Consider the following 15674-nt stretch of genomic DNA (forward strand, 5'->3'; position numbering starts at 1 on the left):
GATGGCCGAGACCTACCCCGATGACCTTCGCTACACCAGCGACCACGAGTGGGTGAAGGACACCGGTGGGGGCACGGTGCGGGTGGGCATCACCCAGTACGCGCAGGAGGCCCTCGGCGACGTGGTCTACGTCAGCCTCCCGGAGGTCGGCGAGACCGTCGACGCGGGCGACGGCTGCGGCGAGGTCGAGTCCACGAAGTCGGTCAGTGACCTGTACGCACCGCTGCCGGGGACCATCACGGCTGTCAACGACGCCCTCGACGCCTCCCCGGAGCTGGTGAACTCGGACCCCTACGGCCAGGGCTGGATGTACGAGCTCGAGCTCGCCGAGGACGCGGACACCTCGACCCTGCTGGACGCCGCGGCCTACCGCGCCGAGACCGACTGACGAGCAAGGGCACTAGGCTGGCCCACGAGAGGATTGAGGAGGGCAGATGAGCAGCAACGAAGAGGGCAGGCCGGCTCGGCAGGACCCCACGACGCAACGGTTCACCGGCTTCACCAGCTCGGTCCCGTCCGATGCGGGCGATACGGACTACCACCTGAACCGTGAGGAGCAGGCCACGGTCGACGCCCTCAACCCGGGGACGGCGCTGCTCGTCGTGCTCAGGGGGCCCAACACCGGCGCCCGGTTCCTCCTCGACGACGCCGAGGTGACCACGGGTCGGGGCCCGGACCGGGACATCTTCCTGGACGACGTGACCGTCTCGCGCAAGCACGCGGTCTTCGTCCGCGAGGACGGCGGCTTCGGCGTGCGGGACGTCGGCTCGCTCAACGGCACGTACGTGAACCGGGAGCGCATCGACCAGGCGAGCCTGCGCACGGGTGACGAGGTGCAGATCGGCAAGTTCCGCCTCGTGTACTACTACTCCAGCGCCACCGGCTGAGGTGGCTGCGGAGCGCATCGGTATCGGCGCCCTGCTGAAGCGGCTGCAGCCCGATTTCCCGGACATCAGCATCAGCAAGATCCGCTTCCTCGAGTCCGAGGGGCTGGTCACGCCGGCACGGACCTCCTCGGGGTACCGGAAGTACTCGCAGCAGGACATCGAGCGCCTGGAGTTCGTCCTCACCGCCCAGCGCGACCGGTTCTGGCCGCTCAAGGTGATCCGGGATCGGCTGGACGCCGTGGAGCGGGGTCTGGACGTCGACTCCGACGAGGGGCCGGTCCCGCCGCGGGGCCCCGGTGGCGAGATCGGCGAACGACTCTCCGCCCCGATCCGCCCGCTTCGGCTCACCGGGCCCGAACTGCAGCAGGCGGCCGGGATCGATACCGACATCTTCCGTGAGCTGGTCTCCTACGGGCTGCTGCCGAAGAACCGCGAGCACTTCGACGCCCACGACCTGGAGGTCGCGACGGCGGCCGGGGCGCTCGTCGAGACCGGCATCGGGGTGCGTCACCTCCGCCCCCTCAAGAGCGCTGCCGAGCGCGAGGTCGGGCTGACCGAGCACGTCCTCGGGCAGCAGGCGCTGCGCGGGCGTGCCGCGACCGAGGACGGCGTGGACGACGCCACCGTGGTGCGCACGGTGGTCGAGGGGTGCCTCGAGCTGCACGTGGCGCTGGTGCGCCAGCAGCTCGACGCGCAGGACTGACCGGCTCCCAGCGGCGGGGGATACGGTGGGAGACGTGAAGTCTCTCGATGTGCTCGGTGTCCGTGTAGAGATGCCCACCTCACAGCCGATCGTGCTCCTGCGGGAGCGGGACGGCGGCCGTCACGTGCCCATCTGGATCGGGGCGGCCGAGGCGACGGCCATCGCCTACGCGCAGGAGGGAGTGGTGCCCCCGCGCCCGCTGACCCACGATCTGCTCGTCGACGTCATCCACGCCGTCGGGCGCGAGCTCGTCAGCGTCCGGATCGACTCCGTCCTCGAGGGCGTCTTCCACGCGAGCCTGGTCCTCGACGACGACACCGAGATCTCCTCCCGATCCTCCGACGCGATCGCCCTCGCGCTGCGCAGCGGCGCCACGATCGTCGCCCAGGAGAGCGTGCTGGACGAGGTCGGGATCGAGTCCTCCGACGAGGAGGACGAGGTGGCCAAGTTCAAGGAGTTCCTGGACGACGTCTCCCCGGAGGACTTCGACGAGCCCGGTGAGGGGTAGCCCTCGCGGGCGCGACACGCGGTGGCGTGGGTGCGCCGGTGATTGACGCTCCCCCTCCGGGGTCGTAGCGTCAAAGCACACCGGAAGATGCCGGTGTGCTTTCCCGTTCGGCCCCGGACGGGCAATGGTGAACGGGAGGGCGCTGTGAACGCCACGAACGAAGACGGCAGGACCTCGGTCCGCAGTCAGGGCGTGCTCTTCGACGACGACCTGCCCGAGCTCGCCGAAGACATCGGCTACCGCGGCCCCGCCGCCTGCCGCGCCGCCGGCATCACCTACCGCCAGCTGGACTACTGGGCCCGCACCGGGCTGGTCGAGCCCGGCCTGCGCGGCGCCGCCGGCTCCGGCAGCCAGCGGCTGTACGGCTTCCGCGACATCCTCGTGCTCAAGGTCGTCAAGCGGCTCCTGGACACGGGGGTCTCGCTGCAGCAGATCCGCGTCGCCATCCAGCACCTGCGTGAGCGCGGGGTGGAGGACCTCGCCCAGATCACCCTGATGAGTGACGGGGCCAGCGTCTACGAGTGCACCTCGGCCGACGAGGTCATCGACCTCGTCCAAGGCGGTCAGGGCGTCTTCGGCATCGCCGTGGGGCGGGTCTGGCGCGAGGTCGAAGGCTCCCTCATGGAGATCCCGAGCGAGCGCATGGGCGACCCCGACGAGGATGCCGAGGTCCCCGAGGTGCCCGGCGACGAGCTCGGCGCACGGCGTCGCGCCAAGCTGGCCTGAGCGCGCCGAGACCCGGGTACGCGCCTGCGGCGACGCTGTTAGTGTGGGGCCGCGACACAGGCCGTTCACCCCACGGGGGAGAGTCCCCGCGCTGCGGGGCGCCGAAGGGGCAAACTCCCCGGAACCTCTCAGGCGCCAAGGACCTCGTGGATCAGGCACCTCTGGAGCGCGTGCGCGACAGAAGGGGAGGCTGACTTTGTGCCCGTACGCGTCCAAGGGAGCCTCATGAGCAACCCGTCCCTGTCCCAGTTCGTCGGCCGCCACATCGGCCCCCGTCCGGAGGACGTCACCGAGATGCTGGCGACGGTCGGTCAGCCCGACCTCGACGCCCTGTGTGATGCGGCGGTCCCCGGCGCGATCCGGCAGACGGATGCCCTGGGCATCGAGGCGGCGCCCAGCGAGCTGGCGGTCCTGACGGAGCTGCGCTCCCTGGCCGCCAGGAACACGGTCCTGACCTCGATGATCGGCCTCGGGTACTACGGGACGATCGTCCCGTCCGTCATCCAGCGCAACGTCCTCGAGGACCCCGCCTGGTACACCGCGTACACCCCGTACCAGCCGGAGATCAGCCAGGGTCGTCTCGAGGCCCTGCTGAACTTCCAGACGATGGTCGCGGACCTGACCGGTCTGCAGACCTCCGGCTCCTCGCTGCTCGACGAGTCCACCGCCGCCGCCGAGGCGATGACCGTGATGCGCCGCTCCAGCAAGGTCACCAAGGACGCCGTGCTCGTCCTGGACACCAATGTCTTCCCCCAGACCAGCGCGGTCATCGCCACCCGGGCCGTGCCGCTGGGCATCGAGGTCGTCACCGCCGACCTCACCGGCGTCACGAGCGCCGAGCAGCTGCGGGCTGCGGCGGGGGACCGCGACGTCTTCGGGGTACTCGTCCAGTACCCGGCCGCCGACGGGCGCATCCACGACTGGCGGGCTCTCGCCGACGCGGCCCACGAGCTGGGCGCCCTCGTCACCGCCGCGGCGGACCTACTGGCCCTGACCCTGCTCACGCCGCCCGGCGAGTGGGGGGCGGACGTCGCCGTGGGCACCACCCAGCGCTTCGGCGTCCCGATGGCCTTCGGCGGCCCGCACGCCGGCTACATGTGCGTTCGCGCCGGGCTGGAGCGCACGCTTCCCGGCCGGCTCGTCGGGGTCTCGGTGGACGCCGACGGACGTCCTGCCTACCGACTGGCCCTCCAGACCCGCGAGCAGCACATCCGCCGGGACAAGGCGACGAGCAACATCTGCACCGCACAGGTGCTCCTGGCCGTCATGGCCTCGATGTACGCCGTCTACCACGGCCCCGAGGGCCTGCGCGCCATCGCCGAGCAGGTCCACGGCACCGCCCACGAGCTCGCCGACCGGCTCCGCGCGGGTGGCGTCCAGGTCGCCGAAGGGCCGTGGTTCGACACCCTCCGGGTCGTCGTGCCCGGCCGGGCCGACGACGCCGTGGCCGCTGCGCTGCAGGCCGGCGTGAACATCTGGCGCCACGACGCCGACACGGTACTGCTCTCGGTGGACGAGACGAGCACCCTGGACGAGGTCGCGGCCGTCGCCGTGGCTCTCGGCGGGGCCGCGAAGGGGGAGGACCGGGCCGTGCCCGCCGAGCCGGTGAGCCCGCAGTGGCCCGGCGCACTGGTGCGCACGAGCGGCTACCTCACCCACCCCGTTTTCCACGAGCACCGCTCCGAGACCCAGCTGCTGCGCTACCTGCGCCGGCTCTCGGACCGGGACTTCGCCCTGGACCGGGGGATGATCCCGCTCGGCTCGTGCACGATGAAGCTCAATGCCACGACCGAGATGGCGGCGATCACGTGGCCGGAGTTCTCCGGGCTGCACCCCTTCGCCCCGGACGAGCAGACGGTGGGCATCCGCGAGCTCATCACGCAGCTGAGCGGCTGGATCGCCGAGGCCACCGGTTACCACTCCGTCTCGCTGCAGCCGAACGCCGGCTCCCAGGGCGAGTTGTCGGGGTTGCTGGCGATCCGTGCGTACCACGCCGCGCGGGGCGAGGAGCAGCGGCGGATCTGCCTGATCCCGGCCAGCGCGCACGGCACCAATGCCGCCTCTGCCGTGATGGCCGGGATGAAGGTCGTCGTGGTCAAGACCGCCGAGGGCGGCGACATCGACATGGACGACCTCCGGGCGAAGGTGGACAAGCACCGAGATGACCTGGCGGCGATCATGGTGACCTACCCCAGCACCCACGGGGTGTACGAGGACACCATCACCGAGCTGTGCGCCCTCGTGCACGACGCCGGCGGACAGGTCTACGTCGACGGCGCCAACCTCAACGCCCTCCTCGGGCTGGCCCAGCCGGGTCGCTTCGGGGCGGACGTGTCGCACCTGAACCTGCACAAGACCTTCTGCATCCCCCACGGTGGTGGCGGACCGGGCGTCGGCCCGGTGGCGGTGCGCGAGCACCTCGCCCCGTACCTGCCGAACCACCCGCTCGCCCCGGCTGCCGGGCCGGGGACCGGGGTCGGGCCGATCAGCGCCGCGCCGTACGGGTCGGCGGGCATCCTCTCGATCTCGTGGGCCTACATCCGGCTCATGGGCGGTGCGGGCCTGAGCCGGGCCACGCAGGTGGCCGTGCTCAACGCGAACTACATCGCCCGCCGCCTCGACCCGCACTTCCCGGTGCTCTACTCCGGCCAGGACGGGCTCGTCGCCCACGAGTGCATCATCGACCTGCGTCAGCTCAGCAAGGACTCCGGCGTGACCGTCGACGACGTCGCGAAGCGGCTCATCGACTACGGCTTCCACGCCCCGACGATGAGCTTCCCGGTCGCGGGGACCTTCATGATCGAGCCCACCGAGTCCGAGGACAAGGGCGAGATCGACCGCTTCTGCGACGCGATGATCGCCATCCGCGGCGAGATCGACGCCGCGGCCGCCGGCGGTGGCATCGAGGGGTCCGTGCTGCGCGGTGCCCCGCACACCGCGGAGTCGCTCGTGGGGGAGTGGGAGCACTCCTACGAACGGGCGAGCGCGGTCTTCCCGCAGGGCGTGGATCCCTCGGCGAAGTACTGGGCCCCGGTGTCGCGGATCGACGGCGCCTACGGCGACCGCAACCTCGTCTGCTCCTGCCCGTCGCCGGAGGAGCTGGCCGAGCTCTGATCGGGCCGGGTCAGGCGATGTCGCGAGCGGCGTCGTCGTGGACGGTGACGCGTGAGCCCGCCTGCCCCTTGTGCACCGTGACCCTGGCCGGGATGCGGGTGCGAAGGTCACTGACGTGGCTGACCACACCGATCACGCGTCCGCCGTCCCGGAGACCGTCGAGCACGTCGAGCACCTGCTCGAGGCTGTCCTCGTCGAGGCTCCCGAAACCCTCGTCGACGAACAGCGTCCCGAACTCGCGCCCGCCGGACTCCTCCCGGATGGCATCGGCGAGTCCCAGCGCAAGAGCGAGGGAGGCGGTGAAGGACTCGCCACCGGAGAGCGTGCTGGTGCCGCGGTCCTGACCGGTCCACAGGTCGCGGACCAGCAGCCCGAGGCCCCCGCGCCGACGGCCTGTCGGGGAGGCGTCGTCGTGGGCGAGCTCGTAGCGACCGTCGGCCATCGCCTGCAGCCGTTCGTTCGCCAGCTCGACGACCCGCTCGAGTCGGGCGGCGAGCACGAAGGTCGACAGCCGCATCCGCTTGTCGTTGTCGCGGCCGGTACCCGTCGCCAGGTCGGCCAGGGCACCGGCGAGGTCCGCCTCGGCGACGGCCGGACCCAGCGAGTCGCACTCTGACCGGATGCGCTCGAGCAGGGCGCCCACCTGCCGCTGGACCGTCGCGGCGGAGGCCTGCTCCCGGCCGGCCGTGTCTGCGGCCTGACGTGCGGTGCGCGCCGCCTCCTCGAGAGCCGTCAGGTCCGGGGCCTGCCGGGCCAGTGCGGCCTGCACGTCCTCGTCCGCCAGTGCTGCGTCCACGGCGGCGACCTGTTGCTCGTGACGCTCGATGTGCTCCGCCAGGGCGGCCAGCTCAGCGCGCCCCAGGGCGGCCTCGTCGGCCTCCCGGGCGTCGCTGAAGCCGTGCTCCGCCAGGGCGTCACCGAGCCGCTCGTCAGCATCCAAGGCGGCTTCGCGGGCACGGACCAGTTCCGTCTCGGCCCGGCTGCGGGCGAGGACCGCGTCCCTCGCGAAGGAGTGTCGCTGAGCGTGGCTCTCGAGCAGCTCCTGCCAGGCATCGCGCCGAGCGCTCCAGCGACCGACGGTGTCGGCCCCGGGGACCTCGTCACCCGCTTCCGACTCCGGGTCAGGTGCTGGAGCATCCGGAGGCGTCCCGGGCCACTCACGACAACCGCAGTCCGCGCCGTGCTCGTCCAGCAGGCCGCGCAGCCGCTCGTCGGCGCCGTGGGCGTCGCTCGCCAGTTGGTCCCACCTGCTGGCGAGATCCGCCAGTCCGTGCTCGGCGGCGGTGTGCTCCTCCTCGGCCCGGGTCAGCGCCGCGTGCGCGGCCCCGATCGTCTCCTCGGCCCCAGGCTGCTCGAGGGCGAGTGGCTCCAGCTGCTCCTGCTCGGTCAGGAGTGCCTCGTGCCGGCGGCGCAGCTCCTCCTCGTCGGCTCCGTCGGGGGTCAGCTCCTCGGCCGTGGCCCGGGCGGCCTCGAGCGCGGAGGCGGATTCCTCGCGTCGACGGCGCGCGGACTCCCGGGCCTCCTCGGCGGCATCGGAGGCATCGCGCGCCAGGTCGATCTGGGCGGCCGTGACCACACGCCCCGCGGGAGCCGGCGAGGGGTGCTCGGGCGAGCCGCACACGGCGCAGGCCCGTCCCTCGACCAGTTGCTCGGCGAGCTCACCCGCCATGTTGTCCAGTCGCTGCTGGACCAGCTCCTGGAGGAGCTGCCGGCGATCCTGTGCGGTGTCGCGGGCCCGCTGCGCGGCGTCCACGGCGGCCCGGTGGGCCTGCGCCAGGTCGCGGACCCTGCCCTGGGCGGCCAGGGCGCGGGCGAGCCGCTCGGTCTCCGGCCGCACCACCTCGAGCCGCTCGGCGGCGGCGCCCACCTCCTCGAGACGCTCCTGCGCGTGCCGCAGCGTGGTGGTCGCGGAGGCGACTGCCTGCTGCGCACTGGCCAGGGCGCTGCGGTGGCCCTCGCCCTCCTGCCGCAGCCGCCGCACGTCGGTGAGGACCCGCGTCAGTCCCGCCACCTCGTGCTCGGCACCGCGCAGCCGCTGGTCCTGCTCGTCGGCCGACTCCAGCCAGTCCCGGGCCGCCACCCGGTCCACTCCCTCGGGGAGCCCGCGGAGCGCCTCCTCGTGGGCGCTCCGCGCCAGCGTCTCCGCCTCCCGGGCCCGGCGCTCGGCTGCGACGAGGGGCGCGACCGCGGCGGCCTCCCGCGCACGGGACAGTGCGGCACGCCGCTCCACGTGGGTCGCCTCCTGCGCCGCGAGCTGCGCAGCGGTCTCCCGGGCCCGGTGTCCCCGCTGTTGCAGGGTGGACAGCTCCCGGGCGGTCTGCAGGTCCACGGTGGCACGGCGGTCGGCTCGGCGTGCGGCATCGGCCACGGTCATCAGCTCGGCGGCGTGGGCCACGAGCGCCTCGTCGACCGCGGCCACCGACGCCGGCAGCTCGTCCACGCCGAGCTCGCTCCACGGCGCGTCCGGCTCGGGCAGCTGCGCGGTGCTCTCCGACAGCAGCTCGCTCAGCTGGAGCACCTGCTGGGAGAGCCGGTCCCGTCCGCGACCGACGGCCTCGCGGGTGCGGTGGCGACGGTCGGCGAGCCAGGCCTCCACACCGGCGTAGTCGGAGACGTCGAAGAGACGCTCGAGCACCTCGCGGCGGACCTCGTCGGAGGCGTGCAGGAAGGCGGCGAAGTCCCCCTGGGGCAGCAGGACCACCCTGCGGAACTGCTCGAGGCCCATCCCGAGCAGGTCGTCGAGCACCTCGGCCGTCTCGTCGATCCGGGTGCTCAGCGAGGACCAGCCACCGGAGGTCCGTTCCTCCAGCGTCACCCTCGCCGGCTCCGTCGTCATCCCGGCGCCACGCTTCTTGGGTCGCTCCCACGACGGGCTGCGCCGGATGCGCAGCCGCCGACCCGCGATGGTCAGCTCGAGGGTGACGCTCGTCGGCGTCCGGGGTGGGGCGTGGTGGCTGCGCAGGCTGTCCGGGCGGCGGTCCCCGGGGACACCGGCGTAGAGGGCGAAGCAGACCGCGTCCAGCAGGCTCGTCTTGCCGGAGCCGGTCTGACCGTGGATGAGGAAGAGCCCCGCGGAGCCGAGCGCCTCCAGGTCCAGGTCGACCGTGTCCGCGAAGGGTCCGAAGGCGGTGGCCTCCAGCCGGTGCAGCCTCACGCCGCACCCCGGCGCCGGCGGCCACCGCGCCCCTCGTCGGGCGAGCGACGCACGTCCTCGAGCGCGGTCTGCAGCAGCTCGCGCTCCTGCTCGCTCACGCCCACACCTCGACGGACGTCGTGGACGAAGTCGCAGCACACGTCGAGCGGCTCACGACGGCGCAGCCGGGCGGCATAGCTGCGGACGGGCAGGACCTCGCCCTCGGGCTCGAAGCGCAGGTTCAGCAGGTGCGGGAAGCGGCGGGTCAACTGCTCCATCGCGCCGGTCGGCCGCACGGCGTCGGTGAGGGTCACCTGCACCCAGGCACTCTCGGCGGCGGCGTGCTCGGGGGAGTCGAGCACCTCCTCGAGCCCGCCCCGGATGACGGCGAGGGGGCGGTGGACGGGGGCCGGGACGGACTCGACCCGGGCGGTGCCGTCGGCGTCGAGGTCGACGAGGAGTGAGCCCTTGACCTGGTTGGCCTCGCTGAAGGACATCGCGACCGGCGAGCCGCTGTAGCGCACGGTCTCGGCGACGCGCTGCTGGCCGTGCAGGTGGCCGAGGGCGGCGTACCCGACGCCCTCGAAGAGCTCTGCCGGAACCATGCCCACGCCACCGCTGGAGATGTCCCGCTCGGAGTCGCTCGAGGCACCGCCGTTGGCGAAGCAGTGCGCCATGACCACGCTGCGCGGCCCGCGGCGGGCCAAGTCGGTGCGCACCCGGTCCATGGCGGCCCGCAGGACCGCCGTGTGGCTGCGCTCGGTGACGCCGAGCAGGTCGCCGACGCTCGAGGACGCGGGCTCGAGATAGGGCAGCGGATGGATGGCGACGTCGTCGAGCAGCACGGGCTCACCGATCCGGGCCGGGTCCGTGCGGATGTGCAGCCCGGCGTCGGCGAGCAGCTCGGAGGCGAAGCCCAGCCGGATGGCGGAGTCGTGGTTGCCACTGGAGATCACCACGCGCGCGCCGGCGTCGATGATCCTCGTGACGGCCTCGGAGAGCAGGGCAACCGCGTCCGGGGCGGGGAGGGCCCGGTCGTACACGTCGCCGGAGACCAGCACCGCGTCGAGGGCCTCGGAGCGGACCAGCTCCACGAGGTGGTCGACGTACTCCGCCTGCGCACCCAGCAGGCCGACACCGTGGAACGAACGTCCCAGGTGCCAGTCCGAGGTGTGCAGCAACCGCATGCTCCCCATGTTATGAGCGGGCACCGACAACGCCGTGGCACGACACCCGGGAGGGGCCCGCCCAGCCGGGTGCCGTGCGTGGTGACGGGGGCAGGCCGGCTACTCCGCGGCCAGCGCCCGTGCCGGGGCCACCCGGGCCGCCCGCCGGGCCGGCAGCACCGAGGCGAGCACGCCGGCAAGCACCGCGACGAGGGCGACGAGGCCGAGCTGCCCCCAGGGCAGGGTCGGTGAGACCGTCACGAACTCGCCGAAGAGCGAGGCGACCCCGGTCACGCCGTAGACCACGCCGAGACCGGTCCCGACGAGCACCCCGGCGAGGGCGAGCAGTGCCGCCTCGATGCCCAGCATCAGCCGCAGCTGACCGCGGGTGAGCCCCAGCGCCCGCGTCAGCGCGGATTCGCGGGTGCGCTCGATGACGCTGAGCGAGAGCGTGTTGGCGATCCCGACCACCGCGATGAGCACCGAGACCGCCAGGAGTGCCAGCACCACGGCCAGGGCCATGTCGAGGGCCTGCATGTTGGTCGCGCGCACCAGTGCCCCGCCACCGACGGATCCTTGCTCGACCCCGGCACCGATCTCCTTGATGCGGTCCACGGAGGTCTGGGCGTCCGCACCGTCGGCGAGGCGCACGAGGGTCGCGGTCGTCGTCGGTCCGGAGTCGAGCTGCTGCAGCGTGCCCGGGGTGACGAGCCACGCGGTGTCGAAGCCGCCCCCGACCCGCACGGTCACCGGGACGGAGCCGTCGCTGCCGTGCAGCTGCAGCTCGTCCCCGTCGCCCAGCCCGGCCGCGTCGGCGGCGTCCTCGCCGACGACCACCGTCCCGGGGCCGGGGTGGGGCATGGCACCGGCGTCACGGACCACCTGGTCCACGTCGCCCGGGACCGCCGCGACCGGGGTCGGCTCCTGCGGCGTGGAGCCCTGCCCGGAGACGCGCACCTGCGTGCCGCTGAGCTCCGCGGTGGCCGCCACACCGTCGACGTCACCGACCGCTTCGACGCTCGAGGAGGGGATTCGGGCCCCCTCGAGGACGACGTCCACCGGGTACTGCGAGTCGAGGAAGTCGGTCATCACGGTCCGGGTCGTCGCCGCCCCGACCGCGGTCATCGTCACGAGGGTCACGCCGACGAGCAGCGCGGACGCGGTCGAGGCCGCCCGGGCGGGATTGCGCACGGCGTTCTCGACCGCCAACCGGCCCGGTGAGCCGAAGGGCCGGGCGGCCACGAGCCCGACGAGGCGCACCACCCGGGGCACCAGGACGGTGCCGACGAGCAGGATCCCGCTGAAGGAGAGGAGCCCGCCGAGGACGCCGAGGCCGACCGCGGGCAGCATCCCGGCTGCGACGAGGGCACCGGCGCCCAGCAGGGCCAGCAGGGTGCCCGAGGCGATGCGTACCCGTCCGCGCCGGCTGCGGGCCGTGACGGCGGCGTCGGGACGCAGCGCCGCCAGCGGCGAGACCCTCGAGGAGCGCACCGCGGGCCGCAGCCCGGCGACGAGCACGACGAGGACGCCGACGACCACGGGCACGACCACCGCGCGGGTCGGCACGGTGAGGACGAGCTCGGGCAGCGAGTCACCGGCCAGTGCGCCGCCGCCCTCGACGAGTGCCCAGGCCAGACCGGTGCCGACCCCGACGCCCACGACCGAGGACACCGACCCGACGACGAGCGCCTCGAGCACGCTGGCGCGCACGACCTGTCCGCGCGTGGCACCCACGGTCCGCAGCAGCGCGGTCTCCCGGGCCCGGCGAGCGAGCAGGATCGAGAAGGTGTTCCCGATGACGATCATCGAGACGAAGAGCGCGATGACCGCGAAGGCGAGGAAGAAGGACGCCAGGAAGTCGCTGCCGCCGGTGAACTCCTCGACCTTGGCGTCCGCGTGCTCGGTGGCGGTGCGCACGGTGACGTCGGCCCCCTGCGACTGCAGGGCGGAGGTGATGCTCGCGCTCGTGGCCTCCTCGTCGCCGTCGGTGCCGGCGACGGGGATCTCGTCCCAGCCGGTGACACCGGTCAGGTGGGTGACCCCCTTCGGCGTCGCGAGGACCGCGGGGGTGCCGCCGCCGTAGCGGGGGTCCTCGGAGACGTCGAGGACACCGACGACCTTCGCCCGGGTCGCACCGCCGTCGTCGGTCGCTCGGACCGGGACGGTGTCCCCGACCTCCAGCCCGGTGCCGGCACGGACGGTCTCGGAGAGCGCGATCTCGTCGGCGCCCTGTGGCGCCCGGCCCTCGGTGACGGGGTGGGGCACGAGCGAGGACTCGGTGGTGATCATCGCGGGGGAGGCGTCGGTGGAGCGCCCGATCATCCCGGAGCCGCTCCGGACGGGGTCGACGTTCGCCACGCCGTCGATGTGGGAGAGGCGGTCCGCGACACCGGCGGGGAGGGTCTCCTCGCCCTTCGGTGGGGTCACGACGGCGGAGTAGGACGAGTACTGGCCGGCCACGGCGTCCCGGATGGAGGCACTCATCGTGCCGGTGAGGACGAGGGTCGCGGCCACGAAGGCGACGCCGAGCACGACGGCCAGACCGGGAGCGAGGAACTGGCGGGACTGGTGGCGCAGCGAGGCGGCGGTCAGCGAGGTCATGCTCACTCACCCAGGCCCTTCATGGCCGCGAGGACCGAGTCCTCCGTGGGGTCGGCCAGCTCGCCGGCCACGACGCCGTCAGCCAGGAGCAGCACCCGGTCGGCCCAGGAGGCCGCCCGGGGGTCGTGGGTGACCATGACGACGGTCTGTCCGAGCTCGTGCACGCTGGAGCGCAGCAGTGCCAGCAGCTGCGCCGAGGACTGCGAGTCCAGCGCACCCGTCGGCTCGTCGGCGAAGATCACGTCGGGCTCGCCGACGAGGGCCCGGGCGACGGCGACCCGCTGCTGCTGCCCGCCGGAGAGCTCCCCGGGCCGGTGGTCGAGGCGGTCCTCGATGCCCAGGGTCGTGGTGAGGTGGGCCATGAGGTCCGGGTCGGTGCGTCGGCCGGCGAGCGAGAGGGGCAGCTCGATGTTCTGCCGGGCGGTGAGCATCGGCAGCAGGTTGAAGGACTGGAAGACGAAGCCGATCCGCTCGCGGCGCAACAACGTCAGGGCCTTGTCCGAGAGGGCGGTCAGGTCGGTGTCCCCGATGAGTACCCGGCCGCTCGTGGGCGTCTCCAGGCCGGCGAGGCAGTGCATGAGGGTGGACTTGCCGGACCCGGACGGGCCCATGATCGCGGTGAAGCGGCCGGCGTCGATGCTCACGTCCACGGCGTCCAGTGCGGTCACGGCCGAGTCGGCGGCGCCGAAGGTCCTGGTCAGCGCGACGGTCCGCGCGGCGACGCGGGTGGTCCTCGGGGGTGTGGGTGGTGATGTCGTCGTCATGTCCACCACCTTCCTCGGGGCGAAGGGGGTGGCACATCGGCCTGCGGTAGGGACCTGGGCGTCGAGGTGAGGTGGGACTGCGACCCGCGTCGTACGTCGACGAGACCCGTCTCGTGGGCGAGCAGGACCATGTGCACGCGGTCGCGGAGGTCGGCCTTGGCGAGGATGCGTCCGATGTGGGTCTTCACCGTGGCCTCGGCCAGGTGCAGCTCGCGGGAGATCTCGGCATTGTTCGCGCCCCTGGCGACCGCGCTGAGGACCTCGATCTCCCGCTCGGTGAGCCGGGCGAGGCGCGGGTCCTCCTCCGGTCGGCTTGCGGGCGCGGTCCTCGCCGAGGGCACGAGGTCCTCGGCGAAGCGCGCGATGAGCCGGCGGGTCGTGCTCGGGGCGATGACCGAGTCACCGCCGTGCACGGCACGGATCGCCGAGAGCAGGTCCTCGGGTCCGACGTCCTTGAGCAGGAACCCCGAGGCGCCCGCCTGCAGCGCCGCCCAGGCGTACTCGTCGAGGTCGAAGGTCGTCAGCACGACGACCCGGGGAGCCGGGCCGCCGCCGGCGAGCAGTTCCCGGGTGGCGCTGACCCCGTCCATCCGCGGCATCCGGATGTCCATGAGGACCACGTCCGCCGCGGTCGCCTCGAGCAGGTCGAGCGCCTCGCGCCCGTCGCCGGCCTCTCCGACGACCGTCATGTCGCTCTGCGCGTCGAGGACCATCCGGAAGCCGGCGCGCACCAGCGACTGGTCGTCGACGAGGACGAGGCGGATGGGGTCCTGGCTCACGTGGTCTCCTCGGGATCGGCGAAGGGGAGGACGGCGCGGACACGATAGCCGCCGCCGGGGACCGGTCCGGCGGCCACGGACCCGCCGAGGCTGTCGGCGCGCTCGCGCATCCCCACGAGGCCGTGACCGCTCCCGTCGTCGTGGGCGCCGGCGCCCCGCCCGTCGTCGAGCACCTCGACGTGCAGGGCCCCGTCCCGGATCCGCGCCCGCACCCGGGCGCCCGCGGCGGGTCCGGCGTGCTTGATGACGTTGGTCAGGGACTCCTGGACGATCCGGTGGGCGGCCAGGCCCACCTCCCGCGGGACCTCGAGGGCCCCGACCTCGTCCTCGAGGGTGACCGTCACCCCGGAGTCGGCGACCCGCCCCACGAGGTCCGGCAGGTCCGCGAGCGAGCCGGTGGGTGCGTACGCCAAGGCGCCCGGGCCCCCTTCGTCATCGGTCCGGAGGACACCGACGAGGCGGCGGGTCTCGGCGAGTGCCTCCCGCGCGGTCGTCCCGATGGTCTCCAGCGCCTGCCCGGCGCGCCCCCGGTCGAAGTCCTCCGCGTGCGCGGCGGAGTAGGCGGCGCCATCGGCCTGCACGACGACGACGCTGAGGGAGTGGGCGACGATGTCGTGCATCTCGCGGGCGATCCGGGTGCGCTCGTCCTGGGTGGCGATCCGGGCCCGCTGGTCGCGGTCGCGCCGGAGCGCCTCGTTCTGCTCGCGCAACCGGGAGACCAGCTCGCGCCGCTTGCGCGTCAGGTCGCCCCAGTACCAGCACAGCAGGGCCAGGCCGCTGAGGTAGCAGGAGGCGATGACCCGCCCACTGCCGCTGAGGTCGCGATACGTGTCCCAGTCGAGGACGGCGAGCGGCCCGGCCACCACGCTGACCAGGGCACCGACCAGCCGCACCCGCCGGTGGGTGGAGTATCGGGCCACGGCGTAGGCACCGATGAGGGCGGAGACGTTCGAGGGCAGGGTCGTGTCCAGCACCACCAGCTGGGTCACGTGGGTCGCGACGACGAGCGCGAACGCCACTTCGGGCCGAGTGCGCCGCCAGGCGAGGGGGAGGACCTGGCCGCTGGAGACCAGGCCGATGACCACGAGCCGGGTCGGGGTCTGCGCGAGGCTGACGACCGCCAGCGCGGTCATCAGAAACCACAGCAGCAGCGCCAGGGCCGCGTCCACGAGCTGCGCGTGGTCCTCCCACCACTGCCGCAGGCGCTCGCCGGGGCCCCGGCGGGTGGTGGCTGGGGTCGTGGTCATCACCGGGAGCGTAGGCGCGTCGGCACGGCCACCGCATCAGACCTGG

Annotated in this window: 12 protein-coding genes and 1 riboswitch; of the genes, 6 read left to right on the forward strand and 6 right to left on the reverse strand. The window is 73.2% G+C overall.

From position 1 onward, the window contains the following. Position 1: 1 nt before the first annotated feature. The 6 genes from gcvH to gcvP all read left to right on the forward strand — a co-directional run bounded on the left by gcvH (position 2) and on the right by gcvP (position 5938). Positions 2-388, forward strand: a complete 387-nt coding sequence (gene gcvH, locus JCO01S_RS06520) for a glycine cleavage system protein GcvH (protein ID WP_068252574.1) — start codon at positions 2-4, stop codon at positions 386-388. A 46-nt stretch (positions 389-434) separates the two neighbouring features. Beyond that, the gene (locus JCO01S_RS06525; protein ID WP_068252578.1) at positions 435-887 is read left to right on the forward strand and encodes an FHA domain-containing protein; all 453 of its coding nucleotides are present in this window, start codon (positions 435-437) and stop codon (positions 885-887) included. A 1-nt stretch (position 888) separates the two neighbouring features. Further along, positions 889-1590 carry a transcriptional regulator FtsR gene (gene ftsR, locus JCO01S_RS06530; protein ID WP_068252587.1) on the forward strand — a complete coding sequence of 234 codons (702 nt, stop codon included), beginning with the start codon at positions 889-891 and terminating at the stop codon, positions 1588-1590. Between the two features lie 34 nt (positions 1591-1624). Continuing rightward, positions 1625-2098: a bifunctional nuclease family protein gene (locus JCO01S_RS06535; RefSeq protein ID WP_068252590.1), complete on the forward strand. Its 474-nt coding sequence runs from the start codon at positions 1625-1627 to the stop codon at positions 2096-2098. Between the two features lie 144 nt (positions 2099-2242). Beyond that, on the forward strand, positions 2243-2824 hold the full coding sequence (locus tag JCO01S_RS06540) for a MerR family transcriptional regulator (protein ID WP_068252593.1): 582 nt from the start codon (positions 2243-2245) through the stop codon (positions 2822-2824). A gap of 65 nt (positions 2825-2889) precedes the next feature. Beyond that, a riboswitch (glycine riboswitch) is annotated at positions 2890-2979 on the forward strand. Positions 2980-3049: 70 nt separating this feature from the next. Then, complete coding sequence (gcvP, locus tag JCO01S_RS06545) at positions 3050-5938, forward strand: aminomethyl-transferring glycine dehydrogenase (protein WP_068252596.1); 2889 nt, start codon at positions 3050-3052, stop codon at positions 5936-5938. A 10-nt stretch (positions 5939-5948) separates the two neighbouring features. On the opposite strand, the gene JCO01S_RS06550 is transcribed toward gcvP, so the two are convergent. The 6 genes from JCO01S_RS06550 to JCO01S_RS06575 form a co-directional block, all read right to left on the reverse strand. Continuing rightward, positions 5949-9092: an AAA family ATPase gene (locus tag JCO01S_RS06550; protein WP_068252598.1), complete on the reverse strand. Its 3144-nt coding sequence runs from the start codon at positions 9090-9092 to the stop codon at positions 5949-5951. Continuing rightward, on the reverse strand, positions 9089-10258 hold the full coding sequence (locus JCO01S_RS06555; protein ID WP_068252607.1) for an exonuclease SbcCD subunit D: 1170 nt from the start codon (positions 10256-10258) through the stop codon (positions 9089-9091). The genes JCO01S_RS06550 and JCO01S_RS06555 overlap by 4 nt, the downstream gene beginning before the upstream one ends. A gap of 99 nt (positions 10259-10357) precedes the next feature. Then, on the reverse strand, positions 10358-12838 hold the full coding sequence (locus JCO01S_RS06560; protein WP_068252610.1) for an FtsX-like permease family protein: 2481 nt from the start codon (positions 12836-12838) through the stop codon (positions 10358-10360). A 2-nt stretch (positions 12839-12840) separates the two neighbouring features. Further along, positions 12841-13602 carry an ABC transporter ATP-binding protein gene (locus tag JCO01S_RS06565; protein ID WP_068252619.1) on the reverse strand — a complete coding sequence of 254 codons (762 nt, stop codon included), beginning with the start codon at positions 13600-13602 and terminating at the stop codon, positions 12841-12843. Continuing rightward, entirely contained in the window at positions 13599-14381 is a 783-nt protein-coding gene (locus tag JCO01S_RS06570) for a response regulator (protein ID WP_084342701.1), read from the reverse strand. Before JCO01S_RS06570 ends, JCO01S_RS06565 begins: the two co-directional genes overlap by 4 nt. Next, positions 14378-15628, reverse strand: coding sequence for a sensor histidine kinase (locus JCO01S_RS06575; RefSeq protein ID WP_068252623.1), 1251 nt, complete (start codon positions 15626-15628; stop codon positions 14378-14380). The genes JCO01S_RS06570 and JCO01S_RS06575 overlap by 4 nt, the downstream gene beginning before the upstream one ends. Positions 15629-15674: the final 46 nt, after the last annotated feature.

The organism is Janibacter corallicola NBRC 107790 (assembly GCF_001570965.1).
Taxonomy (GTDB): domain Bacteria; phylum Actinomycetota; class Actinomycetes; order Actinomycetales; family Dermatophilaceae; genus Janibacter; species Janibacter corallicola.

Bases quoted from the DNA above. Each gene is read 5' to 3' on its own strand.
- JCO01S_RS06575 (WP_068252623.1), bottom strand. From the start codon at position 15,628: ATGACCACGACCCCAGCCACCACCCGCCGGGGCCCCGGCGAGCGCCTG.
- gcvH (WP_068252574.1), top strand. From the start codon at position 2: ATGGCCGAGACCTACCCCGATGACCTTCGCTACACCAGCGACCACGAG.
- gcvP (WP_068252596.1), top strand. From the start codon at position 3,050: ATGAGCAACCCGTCCCTGTCCCAGTTCGTCGGCCGCCACATCGGCCCC.
- JCO01S_RS06525 (WP_068252578.1), top strand. From the start codon at position 435: ATGAGCAGCAACGAAGAGGGCAGGCCGGCTCGGCAGGACCCCACGACG.
- JCO01S_RS06565 (WP_068252619.1), bottom strand. From the start codon at position 13,602: ATGACGACGACATCACCACCCACACCCCCGAGGACCACCCGCGTCGCC.
- JCO01S_RS06560 (WP_068252610.1), bottom strand. From the start codon at position 12,838: ATGACCTCGCTGACCGCCGCCTCGCTGCGCCACCAGTCCCGCCAGTTC.
- JCO01S_RS06555 (WP_068252607.1), bottom strand. From the start codon at position 10,258: ATGCGGTTGCTGCACACCTCGGACTGGCACCTGGGACGTTCGTTCCAC.